The 18,209-nt window shown below is 71.2% G+C and carries 15 protein-coding genes; 4 read left to right on the top strand and 11 right to left on the bottom strand.

Annotation, left to right across the window (positions count from 1 at the left end; genetic code table 11):
- Positions 1–65 precede the first annotated feature (65 nt).
- A complete protein-coding gene (locus HNQ70_RS04580; protein ID WP_183964717.1) occupies positions 66–662 on the top strand; it encodes a TetR/AcrR family transcriptional regulator in 597 nt (198 codons plus the stop codon).
- Between the two features lie 127 nt (positions 663–789).
- Positions 790–2,205 (top strand): MFS transporter, encoded by a 1,416-nt coding sequence (locus HNQ70_RS04575; protein WP_183964716.1) that lies wholly within the window; start codon positions 790–792, stop codon positions 2,203–2,205.
- A 4-nt stretch (positions 2,206–2,209) separates the two neighbouring features.
- Here the strand turns inward: HNQ70_RS04575 and HNQ70_RS20500 are convergent, their stop codons facing one another.
- From HNQ70_RS20500 to HNQ70_RS04550, 5 genes are all read right to left on the bottom strand, one after another.
- Positions 2,210–2,398, bottom strand: coding sequence for a PEP-CTERM sorting domain-containing protein (locus HNQ70_RS20500; RefSeq protein ID WP_221302644.1), 189 nt, complete (start codon positions 2,396–2,398; stop codon positions 2,210–2,212).
- 64 nt (positions 2,399–2,462) lie between these two features.
- Positions 2,463–3,572, bottom strand: coding sequence for a ComEC/Rec2 family competence protein (locus HNQ70_RS04565; RefSeq protein WP_183964714.1), 1,110 nt, complete (start codon positions 3,570–3,572; stop codon positions 2,463–2,465).
- Between the two features lie 43 nt (positions 3,573–3,615).
- On the bottom strand, positions 3,616–6,708 hold the full coding sequence (locus tag HNQ70_RS04560; RefSeq protein ID WP_183964712.1) for a hypothetical protein: 3,093 nt from the start codon (positions 6,706–6,708) through the stop codon (positions 3,616–3,618).
- Between the two features lie 178 nt (positions 6,709–6,886).
- Positions 6,887–8,590: a SulP family inorganic anion transporter gene (locus HNQ70_RS04555; protein WP_246434708.1), complete on the bottom strand. Its 1,704-nt coding sequence runs from the start codon at positions 8,588–8,590 to the stop codon at positions 6,887–6,889.
- Between the two features lie 258 nt (positions 8,591–8,848).
- Positions 8,849–9,082: a hypothetical protein gene (locus tag HNQ70_RS04550; RefSeq protein WP_183964708.1), complete on the bottom strand. Its 234-nt coding sequence runs from the start codon at positions 9,080–9,082 to the stop codon at positions 8,849–8,851.
- 275 nt (positions 9,083–9,357) lie between these two features.
- On the opposite strand from HNQ70_RS04550, the gene ilvD reads away from it, so the two are divergent.
- A complete protein-coding gene (gene ilvD, locus HNQ70_RS04545) occupies positions 9,358–11,193 on the top strand; it encodes a dihydroxy-acid dehydratase (protein WP_183964706.1) in 1,836 nt (611 codons plus the stop codon).
- Between the two features lie 44 nt (positions 11,194–11,237).
- Positions 11,238–12,038 carry a universal stress protein gene (locus HNQ70_RS04540; RefSeq protein WP_183964704.1) on the top strand — a complete coding sequence of 267 codons (801 nt, stop codon included), beginning with the start codon at positions 11,238–11,240 and terminating at the stop codon, positions 12,036–12,038.
- A gap of 73 nt (positions 12,039–12,111) precedes the next feature.
- Here the strand turns inward: HNQ70_RS04540 and HNQ70_RS04535 are convergent, their stop codons facing one another.
- From HNQ70_RS04535 to HNQ70_RS04510, 6 genes are all read right to left on the bottom strand, one after another.
- The gene (locus tag HNQ70_RS04535; protein ID WP_183964702.1) at positions 12,112–12,447 is read right to left on the bottom strand and encodes a helix-turn-helix domain-containing protein; all 336 of its coding nucleotides are present in this window, start codon (positions 12,445–12,447) and stop codon (positions 12,112–12,114) included.
- Positions 12,422–12,730: a BrnT family toxin gene (locus HNQ70_RS04530; RefSeq protein WP_183964700.1), complete on the bottom strand. Its 309-nt coding sequence runs from the start codon at positions 12,728–12,730 to the stop codon at positions 12,422–12,424. The genes HNQ70_RS04535 and HNQ70_RS04530 overlap by 26 nt, the downstream gene beginning before the upstream one ends.
- A gap of 267 nt (positions 12,731–12,997) precedes the next feature.
- Complete coding sequence (locus HNQ70_RS04525; RefSeq protein WP_183964699.1) at positions 12,998–14,032, bottom strand: methionine adenosyltransferase domain-containing protein; 1,035 nt, start codon at positions 14,030–14,032, stop codon at positions 12,998–13,000.
- Positions 14,029–15,465, bottom strand: coding sequence for a DUF2201 family putative metallopeptidase (locus HNQ70_RS04520; RefSeq protein WP_183964697.1), 1,437 nt, complete (start codon positions 15,463–15,465; stop codon positions 14,029–14,031). Before HNQ70_RS04520 ends, HNQ70_RS04525 begins: the two co-directional genes overlap by 4 nt.
- The gene (locus tag HNQ70_RS04515) at positions 15,462–16,100 is read right to left on the bottom strand and encodes a hypothetical protein (protein ID WP_183964695.1); all 639 of its coding nucleotides are present in this window, start codon (positions 16,098–16,100) and stop codon (positions 15,462–15,464) included. The genes HNQ70_RS04520 and HNQ70_RS04515 overlap by 4 nt, the downstream gene beginning before the upstream one ends.
- Entirely contained in the window at positions 16,097–17,653 is a 1,557-nt protein-coding gene (locus HNQ70_RS04510; protein ID WP_183964693.1) for an AAA family ATPase, read from the bottom strand. Before HNQ70_RS04510 ends, HNQ70_RS04515 begins: the two co-directional genes overlap by 4 nt.
- Between the last annotated feature and the right edge of the window lie 556 nt (positions 17,654–18,209).

The raw sequence follows: 18,209 nt of genomic DNA, 5'->3' as shown, positions 1-18,209 counted from the left end.
GACGGGCGCGCAATCACGGGCATATGATGAACGTCATATGATGTGCATCATTTGGAGATCAACCGATGAGCCGCACGCCCGGCGCCCGCAAGCAGGAAACGCATGAGCGCATCGTGGACGTGGCCGCCCGCGCGATCCGCCGGCAGGGCTACGCCGGTGTGGGCGTGGCCGACGTGATGAGGGACGCCGGCCTCACGCACGGCGGCTTCTACGCCCACTTCGATTCGCGCGACGCGCTGCTCGTCGAAGCACTGGAGCGGGCCGGCCGCGAGAGCGGCGACGCCCTGACGCGCGCTGTCGAGCGGCGCAAGGCAAAGGGCGCGAGCGCCTTCCGCGCGCTCGTCGACGCCTATCTGTCCAACGAGCATCTCGCGGCGCTCGAAACCGGCTGTCCCGTGGCCGCGCTCGCGTGCGACATGCCGCGCCAGTCGGAGGCCGTGCGCGAGGCATCGGCCGCGCGCGTGCAGAGCCTCGTCAACGCCGTGCGGTCGGCCTTGCCGCCGGCCTCGCGGGCAGCGGCAGGCGTGGTGGCCGGCACGCTCGTGGGAGCGCTGCAGATCGCCCGCGCCAAGGGCGACGACGCCGACGGGCGCGCCATCCTGTCCGCGGCGCGCAAGACGCTGATCCACCAGTACGACACGCCAGACGCGTCAGCAGGCTGATTCCGCCGAGTCTGCCTGGAACCGCCCTTCAATGTCGATCGACCTCGAATATGACGATAATCATATTTCAACTCGAACTCGCCCACGAAATGCCGCGCGTGCGGCGCCTCCAGATCGGAGAATGAGCATGGCCCCCGCCACGACCGCGACCCCCGACGACTCCCCTGCCCCCGCCAGTGCCGCATCGCCCTGGCCCGTGTTTTGGGTCGCGTGCGTCGCAACCTTCCTGGTCTCGCTCGACACGACCATGCTGTACTCGGTGTTCAGCGCGCTTCGCGCCGGCTTTCCCGACGCGAGCGCGGCCGAGATGTCGTGGACGCTGAACGCCTACACCGTGGTCTATGCGGCGATGCTGATCCCCGCCGGCGGGCTGGCCGACACGCACGGCCGCAAGCGGGTCTTCATGTCGGGGGTGGCGCTGTTCATCGCCGCCTCCGCGATGTGCGGCCTCGCAGGCAGCGTCGGCTGGCTGATCGCCGCGCGCGCGCTGCAGGCAGTGGGCGCTGCGCTGCTCACGCCGGCCTCGCTGTCGATCGTGCTGGCGGCCTTCCCGCAAAGCCGACGGGCGGTCGCGGTCGGCCTCTGGGGCGCGGTCGGCGGCTTCGCGGCCGCGGTCGGCCCCAGCCTCGGTTCGCTCCTCGCGCAGACCGTCGGCTGGCCGTGGGCCTTCTTCATCAACCTGCCGATCGGTGCGCTGACGCTGTGGTGGGCCGCCTCGCTGCTGAGGGAATCCGACCGCGGCGGCCCGCGCCGCCGTGTCGACCTGATCGGTATGGCGCTGATCGTCATCGCCGTCGGCGCGATCGCGCTGGCGATCGTCGAAGCGGAATCGGCGAACTGGACCGCCACGCAGCTCACCGCGACTGCCGGCGCTGGCGCCCTCGCGCTGCTGGCCTTCATCGCCTGGGCAGGCTCAGTGCGCGAACCGCTCGTCGACCTGGGGCTGTTCCGCCACCGGACCTACAGCGCAGTGAACCTGGCCACCCTGAGCTTCGGCATCGCCTTCGCGATGATGTTCTTCTCGCTCTTCTTCTTCATGGAAAACGTCTGGCACTACAGCCCGGCGCGCGCCGGGCTGGCCGTCGCGCCGGGCCCGCTGATGGTGGCCCCGGTGGCAGTGCTCACCGGACGCCTCGCCGCGCGCCTCGGACACCGGCCGTTCCTGATCGGCGGCGCTCTGCTGTTCGGCGCAACCGCACTCTGGTTCATGGTCATCCCGGGCAACGAGCCTTCGTACCTGCTGCACTGGCTGCCCGGCCTGATGATGAGCGGGGTCAGCGTGGGCCTGGTGCTGCCATCGCTGTCGGCCGCCGCGGTCAGCAGGCTGCCGGCGCAGCACTATGCGGTGGGCAGCGCCGTCAACCAGGCGACCCGCCAGATCGGCTCGGTCATCGGCGTCGCGATCATCGTGCTTCTGCTCGGGCACGACACCGTGCAGCGCGCAGATTTCGGCATGGTCTATGGGCTGCAGATCGGGCTGGCACTGCTGACCGCCGCGCTGTGCTCAATGGTGATCACCCGGCCGGGAGCCCGGCCGGGGTGAAGGCTCACCGCCTGCGCCGACGCGACGCAACCAGGCCGGCGGCGCCGAGCGCAAGAAGCCCGACCGTGCCCGGCTCGGGCACCGTGAGATCCTCCGGCGCCACCTGCATGCGAACGAGATACTGGGTCGGTCCGTTCGAGATGCCGTTCGACAGCAGCGACCCGATGTCGAAGGACGCGAAGAATACCGGCACCGGCGCCAGGTAGGCCCTGAGGTTGACGACTGATGATCTCCTCGATGAGGGAATACGCAGGGCGCTACAGCTTCACCACCAGCGACGCCGCATCGTCGGGCCGATACACCGCGTCGTATTGCAACTCCTCCTGCAACCGCTTCTCGGCCCACTCCCGGTTCTGATCGCTCTCGTAGTTGAAGTACAACTTCGGGCGCAGCTGCGTGGTGCGCCCGATCACCCGCTGCACCGCTTCGCGGTCCGGGTGGCCGAACTGCGCGCCGTTGGTGCTGAACAGGAAGCGCGGGCTCTCCACCAGCGCCAGCAGCTCGTCGGTGACGTTGCCCCGGCTGCCGTGATGCGACAGCTTCACCGCATCGACCACCAGGCGCTCCAGCCCGCGGGCCCGCAGCAGGCGTGACAGCGAAGCGCAGACCAGGTCCGGATGCGCATCGGCCAGGAACAGACAGCTGCGGCCGGCGAATTCCGCCAGGAAGGCAATGCTCGAGCCGTTGGCCGCTGCGTTGTCCGGCCGCCCCTGCTTCTCCAGCAATGCATCCAGTTCGGGAGTGGTGCCCAGCAGCCCCTGGCCCGGCAGGTACTGCTTGCGCCCGGCCAGCAGTTCCCAGGCAGCGTCCAGGTCGCCGGGCTCGATCGCGTCGCCGAGATCCTTGCGCCAGGCCTTGCGCATGCGCTCCAGCTTCTGGGGCGAGGGCGACAGCAGGGTCAGCTTCAACTGACCGGCCAGCGTGCGCTCGGGCAGCTCGCCCTCGGCGGGAACCACCACCGGGCCGCCGCCGAAGGCGCCGTTCCAGCTGCCCGGATCCAGCCGCCGCGCCAGCAGCGCGCTGAAGTACTCGCCCTGCTTGCCGCCCAGCAGACCGTGCGCCTGCTCCAGGTGCCGCCAGCCGTTGAACCAGACGTCGCGCACCACGAAAGGCCAGGGCCTTGGCTGCGCGAACAGGCGGATGATCCCGTCGACGTGGTCGGTGTCCACGTGGCTGAGCACCACCAGCTCGAAGTTCCGATCCCCCGCCGGCAGCGCGTCGACCCGCGCCTGCAGCGCGCGGAAGGCGCCGATGGGGCCGCCGTCGATCAGCATGCGCCGGGTGCGGCGCTCGTCGCCGTACTCCACCACCAGGCAGTCGCCGTGCAGCGCGGGCAGCATCTCGATGTGAAAGAACTCGCCGGCCATGTTTCCTCCCTGCGCTGCGCCCGGATCCGCCCGCGCGCGTCGATCAAAGCCGCCAGTCTGCGTCCCCGAAGGCCACCACGCACATCGCCATCGGCAGACTCTCCAGCAGGGCCGCCCGGCGGGCATCGCGAAGCGCCTCGCCGATGCGCGCGACGGGCGGCTCGGCGCCAGGCGACGCCGCGCCGGCACCGGCCGCCGCGCCCGCGGCCGCCTCCAGCAGCCCTTGCAGGATCACCTCCCCCACCCGCACCGCATGCGGCCCGAAGACCGTTGCAATGGTCGACACCACCACCGCCGCGCCGGCCCGGCGGAAGTGGCCCACGTGGCTGGAGAAGTCCTGCGCGGTGCCGGCCACGTCGCAGCCCAGCAGGAAGACCACCGGAGTTGCGCTCGTGTCCGCACGCACGTAGCCGTCCGGAAGGTCGAGCGTGTAGAGCTTGCCCCCGCCGATTTCCAGCAGCATGCCCTCCTCCTTGCCCTCGTTGTGCGGGAAGGCCACCAGCAGCGCGGGTTTCTTCTGCCCGACCGCCGTCATCCATTCGCCCCAGTCCTTGACCAGCGCCACCCCTCGCGGCAGCTCGCGCAGCAGCCTCGTGACCAGCGGCGCCACCTCGTCCGCCTTCACCTCGGTGCTGTGGCCCAGCAGCGCCGCCGAGCGCAGGTCGAGACGATCGCGGCCCTCCACGGCCTCCACCCGCACCAGCAGCTCCGCGCCGGCGGGCGCCGCCTGCATGGCCTTCGGATCGAAGAGATGGCGCTCGATCACCTTCTTCAGGCCCCAGAAGCCCATCGGGCAGACGTGCCGCCGCGGCTGGCCGCGCCGCGCGCAATCGGCCGGGCAGCGCCCCTCCTGGAGCGCCTGCCGGTGCTGCGGACAGACCGTGGCGTCCGGGTCCGGCGCGTTGTAGTCGTAGAGGAACTCCAGCGGCACCACCGCGTCGGCGCGGGCGCTCACCACCTGCACGTGGGTCACCTTCTCGTCGCCGACGTCGAAGCCTTCGCTGGCCAGCTGGCTGAGCTGGTCGCGGTAGAGCAGCGCGTACAGGTTGGAGCCCACCCGCGCCAGCGCCACCAGCAGTTTCGGGTTCTCGCCCTGGTCCAGCCCGTCGCCATGATCGAGCACGCTGTACGCCACGCCCGAGAGCAGATCGTTGAGCCGGCGCACCGGCTGCTCGATGCCGTCGAGCCGCGTGGCCCAGGCCCTTGCACCGGCCACCGCAGTCAGGTTGGACTGCCCGTCGCCCGAATGGTTGTGGACCACCGCCAGGTCGAAGCGGCGGCGCTTGGCGAGGTCCGACCAGTCGTGCCGCACCTCGGCGAGGTCGGCCAGGCGGATGCCCAGCCCCGCGGCGGGCCGCGCCCATGAGGACGCGTAGACCTGCGTGTGCAACAGCACCGTCTGCAGCACCCGCCCCCGGTGCAGCACCGTGATCCGTCCCTCGAAGGCCCCCGCGGCGCGCGGCGTGAAGACGAAGTCGGCCGCACTGCTGTCCCCGGCGCGCGGCAGCTCGATCTCGCCCAGCATCGGCTGGTCGAACTGCCGGGGCTCATGGAAGACCACCAGCAGGCGATGGACGTCCTCGTCCGGCGGCAGGCGCTCCTCCGGGAAGGCGGTCGGCGCGGCGATGCTGTCCTCGCGCAGCGGACCGATGTGGACCCGCAGCAGCACCGGCTCGCCGAGCGCGTAGCCCACGCGCTCCTCCGCCGGACCCTCGGGCTCCTGCCTGAAGCTGCGCTGCTGGATGTGGCGCGGCGTCGCCAGGCGCCGGCGCGCCTCGATTTCCTCGCGCTCGAGGCGCCGGCTCAGCTCCGAGAGCGCCGAGGCCTCGCCGCTCTCATGGTCGAAGCCGTAATCGCTTCGCGAGGCATCGATCGCATCGGCGAGGTCCTCGGGAGCGGCCATGGCCTGGGGCTCGTCGGCCATGGCCTCGTCCTGAGGCTCGGGCTCGGCCTCGACGGGGAAGCTTGCGGACGGCGGTAGCGGGGGCAGCGGCGGTGACGGCCGCATCCGCTGCTCGGGCAGGCGCAGGCGCTGCAGCGCACGCCCGGACAACTGCAGTTCCCGGTCCCTGGGCAGGCCGCGCAAGCGGTCGGCCGCGCGTTCCATCGACGCGTCGAGACGGCTGACATCGAGCAGATCGCGCCCCATCATCAGCAGCAGCCGGTCGCCGAAGCCGCCGGCCAGCGCCACGTCCAGCGGCCGGTTGTGCGACAGGCCATAGGCGGACTCGTTCAGGCGCCCGACAAAGCTTTCAGCCGAGTCGCCAGGCTCCACCACGGCCACGCCCTCGGCCGACACGCGCGCCGCCAGCGCGCGCAGCAGCGGCAGCGCCGAGACCGGCGACTCCGCGCCCATGCCCGCGACCACCACCAGGCAGCAGCTCAGCCGCAACTCGCTGTCCAGCACCTGGGCCAGTGCCCGGTCGACGGATGCGCCGACCACCAGCACCTCGGAGCGCGCCGCGTCCCGGCCAATCACCCGGTAGCGGAAGGGCCAGGAGTCGGTGGGCAACCTTGCCTGCATCGCGGCCATCGACGCCGCGAGCGGATCGCCCGGCAGCGTGGCAATGCTGAAAGGCCAGCGCCAGTCGATTCGCCCGTCGGCATCGAAGGCCTCGTCCAGGAAGACGCCCGTGGCCCGCACCTCGGATCGCAGCAGCAGGCGCGCCAGGCCCATCGCCTGCGGCAGATCCTGTGCAGGCGTGGCCAGCGCCAGCCGCGGACCAGCCGGCGTCCAGCGATCCATCGCCGGAAATCCGACCACGAAGTCCTGCCAGGCCTGCGCCAGCGAAGCTGCGTCTGGCGCATCCACCGCCAGCCAGGCACCGGCGTCCGAGGGCGCGACGATCAGCCGCGGCGCATCGAACCGCGGCGCATACGGCGGGACCGCACCGGGCAGGACCGCACCAAACGGCGGCGGCACCGTCGGCAGCATCCAGCGCAGCAAGCCTGACGGCCGCTCGGTCGCGCCGGCGAGCACCGCGGCCAGCGCATCGACCCGCCACACGCCATCGGCCCAGGCCGCTCCCAGCCGCCGCGGTTCGACCGCCGCAAGCGCACCGAGCGCCGCCAGCGCCAGCGGAAACCGGTCGTCGGGGAGCCCGAGACTCCAGCGGGCGAGATGCGCACGATCCATTGCAGCACCTCCAAGGCGGGCTGGACGGGCGGGGAGTTCAGGCCCCGCCGGTCCGCGGAGAAGGCGGCCGCACCAGGGCACCGTACGATCGGATCAGTCTAGGCGCTGGGACGGGTTGGCGGCAAGGCTGACAAAGACTGGCTCGATCAGGACCAGGACCAGGACCATCATCGCAAGCTCAGCGCCGATCCTCCCAGTCCACCCAGCGGACCGAATGCGCCGCGACATAGGAACTCACCGCCTCGCCCAGCGTCGCGAAGAAGCGATCCTCTCCCAGCCTGGAGAACAGGCCGAAACGCTTGAGCTTGTCCTTGACGGGGTCCTTCATCTCAGCGAAGCACAGCTCGACGCCCGCCGCCCGCAGGGCGCTGTCGAGTTCGTCCAGGGCATCGGCGGCCGTGACGTCGACGCTGGTGATAGGTTCCGCGCCAACGACGATCCGGTTCACCGGTGTGGGCGACGCGGCCACGGCATCCAGAACCTGATCGCGGAAGAGCTCGGCGTTGGCGAAGAACAGCGGCGCGTCCCACCGGAACAGGACCAGCCCGGGCACCAGCCGGGCATCCGGGTAACGGGTGATGTCGTGGTAGCCCTTGATGCCGTCGACGCGGCCCAGCACGGCGTAGTGCGGGCGCCAGGCATCCCAGAGGAACTCGATGACCGCGATCACGACCGCAAGGCCAATGCCCTGGATGGGGCCGAGCACCGCGACCCCCGCAAGGCAGCCCATCGACAGCCAGAATTCCCAGCGCTGGATCCGGTAGATCCGTCGCAGATCGGTGATCTCGATCAGTGCGATGGCGGCGGCGATCACCACGGCTGCCAGGGTCGCCCGCGGAAGACTCTCCAGCAGCCTGGGCGCGAACATCAGCAGCACGGCCACGACGATCGCGCCCACGACGCCTGCCAGTTGCGTCTTCGCGCCGGCGGCCTCGGCGACCGGCGTGCGCGATGTGCTGGCGCTGATCGGAAAGCCCTGGAAAAGTCCGGCGGCCAGGTTCGCCGCGCCCAGCCCGACCATCTCCTGGTTGGGATCCACGTAGGTTCCGCTGCGCGCCGCGTACGACCGCGACAGCACGCTCGTGTCAGCAAACGAGACCAGCGCCACCGCCAGGCCACCAAGCAGCACCGGAACGATGTCCGCCGTCGTGATCAATGGCAGCACCAAGGCGGGCAGGCCCTGCGGCAATGCGCCCAGGACGACGACGCCTGCACGCGCGGCCAGGTCCAGCACGGCAACGATGGCAATCGATCCGGCCACTGCGATCAGGACGCCCGGGAGACGCCGGCTGCCGTTGAGCAGGAAGATCACGATCAGCGTGCCTGCGCCGAGCATCAGCGACGCCCAGTTCGTCTCCCCGGCCAGCACCGCCTCCACGAAGGCGCGGGAGACGTCGAGGATGCCCTCGCCATCGACCGAGACGCCGAACAGCGCCGGCAACTGACTCACCAGCACGGTCAGCGCAATGCCGTTCATGTAGCCATAGCGGATGGGCTTGGAGAGCAGCTCGGTGATGAACCCCAGCCGGGCCGTGCCGGCCAGGATGCACAAGGCTCCCGACACCACCGCCATCATTCCGGCCAGGGCCATCGCCCGCTGCGGATCCCCTGCCGCCAGCGGCAGCACCACCCCGAGAACGAGCGCGACCAGCGAGGAGTCCGGCCCCAGCACGAGCACACGGCTGGGACCGAACAGCGCATAGGCAAGCAGCCCGAAGATGGTCGCGTACAGGCCGCTGATGGCCGGAACGCCGGACGCCACCGCATAGGCGATACCGACCGGCACCAGCACCGCGGTCAGCGCCAGGCCAGCGAACACATCGTGACGCAGCCAGGCGATCTGGTAATTGCGGAGCACATCGAGCCCCGGGAACCAGCGCATCCAGCCCGTCCCTCGGAGGGCTCGCGCCGGGTGCGTGATGCGGACCGGATCCACCGGCGCGGGTGACGGCGGCGGAGCGCTCATGTGGCGTCCGTCACGCGCGAAGCGTGCTGATTCAAACCTTCCTCCCCTTGCGGCTCCCGGCGAGCCTCGCGGCCGAGTCTACAGTTGCGCGAGGGGACCTCGAGGGGCGAGACAACAGCCACTCGGCCAGCACCAGATTGGGCACCCAGCACAGCCAGGCGACGACCGGATAGGTCACGTCCAGGGTGAAGCCGCTGGCGATCCACAGCACGGCCAGCGTGCCGAGGCCGGCGCCGGACGCCAGCCGTCCAGCAGCCGCTCCAGGTTCTGGCGGCTCGCTTCAACGATCGGGCCAGAGAAGTCGCGCAGGTGCGTCTGGCGCAGCACTGCGGCGCCGTGCACCAGGGACCAGATGCCGAAGCCGAGGAATTCGGCCTGATCGCGCCCGCCGCCCAGGAAGTCGCTCACTCTCCCGATCAGGAAGCCGTAGGGCGAGGTCTCGTCCGGTTAGTCAGACGGTATCGATCACCTCCACCGCCCGGGGAATCCCCCGGAGCCCGACCCGAACGGCCCGGCCTCCCCTTCCCAAGGGTCCATTCCGCCCAGCAACACCCCCACCCCCGCCCCGCCCAATCCCCACCCCCTTGCGCCGGTAAGCGACAATCTCCGTCTGCCGCCCCCCGCCGCCCCCGGCGCGGCGGGCGCACCACGAGAAACCAACCGGACACCACGAGGGTTCACCGATGCCTGTCTACCGCTCCAAGACCTCCACCGCCGGCCGCAACATGGCGGGCGCGCGCGCGCTGTGGCGCGCCACCGGCATGAAGGACGCCGACTTCAGCAAGCCGATCATCGCGGTGTCCAACTCGTTCACGCAGTTCGTCCCCGGGCACGTGCACCTGAAGGACATGGGCCAGCTGGTGGCGCGCGAGATCGAGGCCGCCGGCGGGGTCGCCAAGGAGTTCAACACCATCGCCGTGGACGACGGCATCGCGATGGGCCACGACGGCATGCTCTATTCGCTGCCCAGCCGCGACATCATCGCGGACTCGGTGGAGTACATGGTCAACGCGCACTGCGCCGACGCCCTGGTGTGCATCTCCAACTGCGACAAGATCACCCCCGGAATGCTGATGGCCGCCATGCGGCTGAACATCCCCGTGGTGTTCGTCACCGGCGGCCCGATGGAGGCCGGCAAGACCCGCCTGGCCGAGCACAAACTCGACCTGATCGACGCGATGGTGATGGCCGCCGACTCCTCGGTGAGCGACGAGACCTTGGCCGCGGTGGAACGCTCCGCCTGCCCCACCTGCGGCTCCTGCTCCGGCATGTTCACCGCCAACTCGATGAACTGCCTGGCCGAGGCGCTGGGCCTGGCCCTGCCCGGCAACGGCACCGTGGTGGCCACGCACGCCGACCGCGAGAAGCTCTTCAAGCGCGCCGGCCACCTGATCGTGGACCTGGCCCGCCGCTACTACGAGCAGGAAGACGAGAGCGTGCTGCCGCGCTCGATGGGCTTCAAGGCCTTCGAGAACGCGATGACGCTGGACATCGCGATGGGCGGCTCCACCAACACCATCCTCCACGTGCTGGCGATCGCACAGGAAGCTGAGATCGACTTCACGATGAAGGACATCGACCGTCTCTCGCGCGTGGTGCCCCAGCTGTGCAAGGTGGCGCCCAACACGCAGAAATACCACATCGAAGACGTGCACCGCGCCGGCGGAATCATGGCCATCCTGGGCGAGCTCGACCGCGCCGGCAAGCTGCACACCGACGTGCCCACCATCCATTCGCCCACGATGAAGCACGCGCTGGACGAGTGGGACATCATGCGCAATCCGTCGGCCGACGTGCAGCGCTTCTACATGGCCGGGCCGGCCGGCATCCCCACCCAGGTGGCCTTCAGCCAGGACACCCGCTGGCCCTCGCTGGACACCGACCGCGCCGAAGGCTGCATCCGCTCCGGCGACCACGCCTTCTCTCAGGAAGGCGGCCTGGCCGTGCTGGTGGGCAACATCGCGCCCAACGGCTGCGTGGTGAAGACCGCCGGCGTCGACGACGACCTGATGGTGTTCGAAGGCCCCGCCCACGTCACCGAATCGCAGGACGAGGCCGTCGAGCACATCCTGAAGGACAAGGTGAAGGCCGGCGACATCGTGGTGGTGCGCTACGAAGGCCCGCGCGGCGGCCCCGGCATGCAGGAGATGCTCTACCCCACCTCGTACATCAAGGCCAAGGGCCTGGGCAAGGCCTGCGCGCTGCTCACCGATGGCCGCTTCTCGGGCGGCACCTCGGGCCTGTCGATCGGCCACGTGTCGCCTGAAGCCGCCGCGGGCGGGCCGATCGGCCTGGTGCGCAACGGCGACCGCATCCGCATCGACATCCCCAACCGCCGCATCGACGTGCTGGTGTCCGACGAGGAGCTGGCCAGACGGCGCGCCGAGCAGGACGAGAAGGGCTGGAAGCCGGCAGTACCGCGCAAGCGCAAGGTGTCGGCGGCGCTGAAGGCCTACGCCAAGCTGGCGATGTCCGCGGACAAGGGCGCGGTGCGCGACCTGTCGATGCTCGAAGACTGAACCGCGCAGGACCGAACCGCGCTTTCCCTTTTGAGGAGATTCCCATGTACAAGCTCATCCTGGCTCCGGTCGACGGCTCGAACTTCTCCGAACAGGTCCTTCCCCACGCGGCCGCCATCGCCCGCAGCACCGGCGCCGAACTGCTGGTGGTGCGCGCCGTGAGCAGCGAGAAGGACCGGGCCGAAGCCGCCCGCTACGTCGAAGCGCTCGCAGGGAAGCTGGGCGCGCGCTCGGCCTGCGTCGTCTCCGACGACATCCCTGCCGCCATCGTGGCCGAAGCCGCCCGCCTGCCGGAGACCCTGGTGGCGCTGTCCTCGCACGGCCGCACCGGCGCCATGCAGGCGCTGTTCGGCAGCACCGCGCTGGCCGTCCTGCGCGCCTCGCACGCCCCCCTGCTCGTCTACCGCCCGGACTCCGTGCGGCCGGTCGCCCCGGTGGAGCGCATCGAGCGCATCGTGCTGCCGCTGGACGGCAGCCCGGCCTCCGAATCGATGATCGCCCCGGCTGCCGGCCTCGCGAAGTGGCTGGGCGCCCGGATCGACGTGGTCAACGTGGTGGATCCGTCGGCCGGCGCCAGCGCCGCAGCCGGCGATGCGAGCGAGTCCGGCTACGCGCGCTCGCGCGCCGAGGCCATCGCCCGCGAGCACGGCGTGAAGACCAGCTGGGAAGTGCTCCACGGCGACCCGAAGGAAGCCATTCCCGACTTCGTCAAGGGCCAGGGCGCCGGCGGCCTGCTGGCGATGACCACCCACGGCCGCGGCGGGTTGCGCAGCGTGCTGGCGGGCAGCGTGACGGCCGCGTGCCTGAACGAGGTGGATGGGCTGGTGTTCACGAAGCTGCCTTGAGGGGCAGCCGTCCTGCGGGCGGGCCTCCCTGAGGGCCGGCCCTGGGACGCGGCGCGGCCCCGATCGGGCCGCGTCAGGCTAGCGCGTGAAGCGCAGCCTCTGGCGCCTTGTCCAGGATCTTCAGCAGGGTCTTCGCCGCCCCGGTGGGGTAGCGCCTTCCCTGCTCCCAGTTGCGGATGGTGTCGAGGGGGACGTCGATTCGCTGCGCGAACTGCCGTTGGGTGAGACCCAGACGCTGGCGTACGCGACGCACGAAGCGCGCGGCGTCGTGCATGGCTTCGGCCTCATCCTCGGCCTCCTGGGCGGCGAGATCGGCTTCGGTAGTAGCGTCGAGCCGTGCTCGATCTACGCGGCCCTTCGGGAGGGTCGAGGCATTCTTCAAATCAACGCTGACGCGAACCATCTTCATACTGGGCGACCTCCCGGAGATTGGCCTTGCGCGCCGAAATGATTCGAATGGTCGTGCCTCGGAACGTGAAAGCGAGGCAGAAGACCCGCTGCTCGATGACACCGAACAGGCGATACCGATCCTCTCCATAGTTCCAGCGCTCGTCCAAGGACACCACGCGATCCGGATCTCCGAATGCCTGGAGCGCGTAAGCGAAGTCGAAGCCTCGCCGCGCGAGGCAGACATCGCTCTTTGCTGCGTCCCATTCGAAATCGCTTGACGATGATAGTCCAATGGACGACATGCGACAAGAATCCCAGCGTCGTGATTCATGACGCGAGATGCTAGGCAAAGGCCACTGGCGCGTCTGTAGAACGCTCGGCCGAAGTCGCGCGCAAGCAGGCCAGCACCCGGCCACCTGCGCGTACGCGTAGTTTCGACGGATTCGGACCCTTACCAGACGCCGTAGGATCCATCCGAGAAGCGGCTCGCCTGCCAGTGCCTGAACGGCCAGGCAATGGCGTTGATATTGGCGCGACCAGTAGTAGACGCTGCAATGCGTACGCCGAGCTCACATCCAGCGCACCCCACCCCACCTCCCCGGCTCCGCCAGATCCCCCTTCGGCGTCGCGATCCTCAGCACCCTCGGCGCCCCGTCCCCCGGCAGCGTGATCGCGGTCACCGTGGCCTCGTCGGCCACGCCGGTGCGCACCACCGCCAGCGCCACTTCGCGCGCAATGCGGGCGAAGTTACGGTCGGGCTTGTGGTGGTCCTTGCCGGTGATCGCTCCGCCGCCGATGGGCACGCGCGGGCCGTAGAAGTCCAGCAGCAGCTTCTTGCCGGAGAGGCCGTTGTCGCCCTCCGGGCCGCCGACGTGGAAGCTGCCGCCGGGGTTGACCAGGATCTCGGGCTCGGCGTCCTCCATGCCCGGCAGCGCCGCTCGGGCACGCTGCAGCACCTCCTGCGCGCAGCTGCGGACCATGCGATACAACGTAACTCCGTCAACTTCGTCGGGCGCGAGCAGCGACGCGGACAGGGTCCGCCAGCGCCAGCGGCGCTTCGAGGGCGGCGCGCTCGCCGAGGACTCCTCCAGCACCACCAGCAGCTTGCCGTCGGGGCACAGCTCGAGCGGCCCGCGGACCAGCGCGTTGAAGCGCTCGCCCAGCTCACGCGCGAGCCACTGCTCGGGCGGCAGCCAGCAGGTGCCGGGCAGGTCGATCGCGTAGCCGGTGACGATGCCCTGGTCGTCGGACAGGTGGCGCGCGTCGGCTTCGCCTTCGGCGAGGTCGTCGAGGCAGAGGTTGCCCTCGACCTGGAGTTCCCCGGGCGCAGGGTGCCACCGCTCGCCGTAACCGGCGGCGGCGTAGACCTCGCGGGCCAACGCGGTCAGGTCCAGGTCGCGCGAGCCGGGACAGGCGATGCGGCCGGTCAGGTAGACGCGGTCGCGGTGCACCGCGACCTCGATCGCGCATAGCGCCTTCGGGTCGAGCTCCGTTGCGGCGCGCACCAGTCGTTCGGCGACGGCATCGGCGAGCCGGTCGGGGTGGCCGGGGAGCACCCATTCGGCGGGGCGCAGGATGTGGTCGGCGGTGTCCAAGGTGATCATGGACGGTTCTCCTCGATGGCGGCCAGGCTCATCGCGTGCGCCCCTCGTCGACGGCGGCTGTCATCGGACGCTTCCTCGTCCGCCTCCAGCACCACCTCGGCGCGCGCGTACGGCCGCAGCGCGCGCGTGTCGTGCCCAGGCACGTAGGCGACGCCCAGCCGCACTGCCCGCAGCACCTGCGCGTCCGCGTCCGCCGGGTCGCCCACGTAGCCGTCGGTGACCAGCACCGCACGTCGCACTCGGTGGCGGCGCAGGTGCGCGGTGACGCAGCGCAGGTCGGTGCCGCCGGTGCTTCGGCACACGCCGGCGGCGAGTTCGGCCAGGGTCACGTCCTCCACTTGCGTTGAGAACAGGTGCACCACCGGGTGCAGCCAGGCGCGGCAGTCCAGGGCCGCGCCGTAGAGGGCCTCGCGCAGGCCGTCAATGCTGCCGGAGACGTCCAGGTACAGGTGCACCCGCTCGGCGTCCGGGCAGCGCTTCGGCCGGGGCACGCGGCCCGGGTGCAGCAGCACCGGCGCGCCCAGCGCCCGCAGCACGGTGGTCCGGCGGGAGAGCGCGGGCACCGGCGTGTCCACCACCTGCTCCACCGTGCCAGGCCGGGGCACCTGGGGCGCGGCGGCGCCCGCGCCTGCGATGCGCTCGATCAGCCCGCGCAGCACCGCGCGGTTGCGCGGCCCGCGCCGCGGCACCAGCCGCGCCTCCTGCAGCATGCCCTCGATCGAGCGGCCCTTCAGCGGCTCGGGCGGCGTGGGCCACTTGCGCAGCACCTCCACCACCGCGCGCGCCAGCAGCCGCGAGGACTCGGTGGCCTGGCCGCGCGCGGAGCGCTCGTGATCGCCCAGCAGGCTCGCGAGGACGAAGCCGGTACGCTCGAGCTGCGGAACCAGGCGGCGCAGGTCCGCCTCGCTCGCGCCTTCGCTCGAGTAGAGTGCCCGATACACCTCGCGCGCGGCCTGCACGCCGGGGAAGGCGCGCTGCAGCGCCGCGGGCAGCGGCACGCGCGCGGGCGGCAGCGGCCCGAAGCCCCAGGTCCAGCCCGGCGGCGGGCGCAGCAGGCAGGCGGGGAAGTGCGCGTCGTCGTAGAAGTCGGTGAACAGCGCCAGGTACTCGGGCTGCGGGAACATCTTCGAGAGCAGCGCGTTGATCACCGCGTCCAGCACCAGGTTGTCCGCGGGGGTGACCGCCGGCAGCCGGCGGGTGTGGCCGAGCAGCACGTGGTGCAGCTCGTGCATCACCAGCATCATCAGCTTCTCCGGGGTCTCGGCGTAGCGCGCCACGAAGCCCGGGTTCACCAGCAGCCGCGGCTGCGCGCGGCACTCCACCGCGGCGGTGGGCACCGCGTCGGTCTCCACCACGTCGAGCAGCCGCAGCAGCGCGGTGAACGCGTAGCGGCCCGCGGGCAGGCAGTCCAGGATCCGGTCCTTGATGCTCATCGCATCCCCTTTCGTTCGACTCCGGCGCGCACGGGCTGCAGCAGGTGTCCGGGCACGTCTTCGGGGAACCACAGCCGGCAGCTCCATTGCGCGTCTTGCGCCTGGCCGGCGCGGGCGCCGGCTGCACGCACCACAGTCGGCGTGTTCAGCGGCGCCAGGCACCAGGGGCGATCGCGCATCCACAGCGAGCCGATGCACTTGCCCAGCGCGACGAAGACGGTGAGCGGGTGGTCCAGCACCAGCGCTTCGTTCGGGTGGACGCCGACGAAGCCGTCGGTGCTGCAGACCAGCAGCGACGGCCAGTCGAGCTCGCGCAGGTGCGCGTCCATCAGCTCCAGCAGCGCGCGGCGGGCCTGGGGTTCGCGCAGGCCGTGGCCGGGGCGTGCGAGCTCGAGTAGCTCGGTGCAGCGGTTCCAGTCGGCGTCCGCGTCGGCGCCGTCGGCCGCGACTCGGTGGTGGCGACAGTGCAGCCAGCTGCCGGTGGGCGGCGCGTCGGCTGGGCCGTGCGCACCGGCGGCCGGCGCGCTGCCGGACCGCTCGAGGCCGGACGACGTGGCGCCGGCGAGGCCGTTCCAGCGGATGAAGGTCGACGAGGGGCCGCCGATGTTGTGCAGCAGGGAAGCGGGCTCGTTCATGGGTGCGCCTCATGCACGCCGGGGATGCGCCTTCCCTCGACCCCCAGCCGCTCCCGCGTGCCTCGATACGCCTCCACCACCGGCTCCGCTTCGCGGTCGTCGCCCAGCGCCCCCTCGCGGAACAGGTGCACGATCAGGTTGGCCAGCCGCACGTCCACCGGGTCCTTCGGATCCAGCCGCGCCAGCCTTGGCTCCAGCCCCTTCCACAGCCGCCACTGCGGGCTGCCCGCACGCGTCCTGATGTCCAGCGGATCCGGCGCCACCAGCACGCGATAGCGCGCGCCCGCCTCGTCGGCCGCGACCACACTCAGGCGCGCCACCGCCCCGGTCTCGAGCAGCCACTCGGCCAGCGCGTGGCAGGCGCCGGCGGGCAGCTGCGACAGCGCGTCCACCACGATCGCGGTGAGCTCGCCGTCCTCGAGGCCGCCGCAGCGCAGCGCCAGCTGCACCCGGCGCGCAGGATCGCGCTCGGTGAGCACCGCGGCGCGCGGATCGTCCGGCCGCACCGCGGCCAGGCCCCAGGCCTCGCGGTGCGCGGCCAGCAGCGCCCCGGCGTTCACCGGCAGGCCGCAGGCGGCCAGCGGCAGCGCGTGCGACAGGGCCAGCCACGCGGAGTCCGACATCAAGTCGTCGGTGTCCGCACCTGACGCGGCACCGGCGGATTCAGCGGCACCGGCGACCACACCGGGCGCGGACAGCCGCACCGCGTGCACCGCGAGCAGGTTGCGCAGCAGCACGCCCGCGCGCCGCGCGCTCAGCCGCACGCCGGCGGTCTCCAGCAGCCCGCACAGGATGCGCACGTAGCGCGCCGCCGGCGCGGACCATCTCGCCTGCACCGCCGGCAGCAGCGCGCGCGCCTCGTCCAGGCAGCGGCGCAGCGCAGCGCCGTCGGGCGCGCCGGGCTCGGGGTCGGCGCGGATGATGCGCTCCTGCTCGGCCTCGGAGAGCCCGCGCCAGTCGGGCATCGGCACGTGCCAGGCGAAGCGGTCGGCCAGCGCCAGGTCGAGCGGCTGGCTGCCGGCGTAGTGCTCGCCGTCGGGCTCCGCGTCGCGCGGCATCGGCGGGTTCATCGCCGCCCAGCGGTGGCGCAGCCGCGGCAGCGCCATGCCCTGCACCCGGCGCTCGTGGATGATGGGGAAGAGCCGGTTCTGCATGTCGACGCGGGCGCGCGAGATCTCGTCGACGAACACCGCCTCCGCCTCCCAGATGGAGGCCGGCGTGGGCACGAAGCGCAGGCCGCCGTGCTCGTCGGGCAGCGGATAGCCGATGAGATCGTCGTAATTGACCAGCGCCGCGTTGTAGTGGCGCCAGACCAAGCCCAGCGCGATGGCCAGGCGCTCCAGCAGCAGGCTCTTGGCGCTGCCGTGCGCGCCGACCAGCAGCAGCGGCGTCTCGGTGGCCAGCGCGGCCAGCACCACCGGCTCGATGCCGGCGAGGCCGACGAGACCGAGGCCTTCGAGCAGCGAGGGCGTCGGGTCGCCTGCGGGGCAGGCTGGAGCCGCCCGCATTCGCGCGGATAGGGTGCGCCCCGCAGGGGCTTTCCTGGTGGCCATCGGATGATTCCTTCTTCGTCCAGGTTCCCGCGCGCGGCGGGCCAGGACGAGAGTGGCCACCGACGCTTTAGCTGCACTTGTTTGCCGCCCGCAAGTGGTCGTAAATCGGCGGCGCCTGTTGAAGCGGGACAGGCTCCCGCGCGGGCGCATCCGGGGCGAACGGCCCTGGATGCGCGCCGTGTGACGGTGCTACACAGCGCCCTCGGCCCGCAGGCACGGCGGCGCTGCGGGCGGCCGCGACTGCACGCCCGTGGGCCGGCGCCGACGCGCGAAGAGTTCGAGGGAAGCCCGCTCGAAGCAGAACGGGGCCGCCGCGGCGGACGGACGCCGCGCCAGGCGCGGACGGAAACGGCGAAGCTCGGTCATTGGCATCTCCTGTTTAGCGGCTTCGACGCGATGTCAGGGGCCGCAAGCCGGATCAAATCCCCCTGGCCGATTCGTCACGCAGGTGACGGGCAGGCCACGCCCGGGTCGATCTGGAGGGTTGCGCGCAGCTGGATCCGCAAGGTCGGCGCATCGGCGGGTGCCGTGCTCGATGCGAAGCGGGATCCAGAAA

Source organism: Quisquiliibacterium transsilvanicum (assembly GCF_014202215.1).
GTDB lineage: Bacteria > Pseudomonadota > Gammaproteobacteria > Burkholderiales > Burkholderiaceae_E > Quisquiliibacterium > Quisquiliibacterium transsilvanicum.
This window is presented reverse-complemented; position numbering and strand designations above follow the sequence as displayed.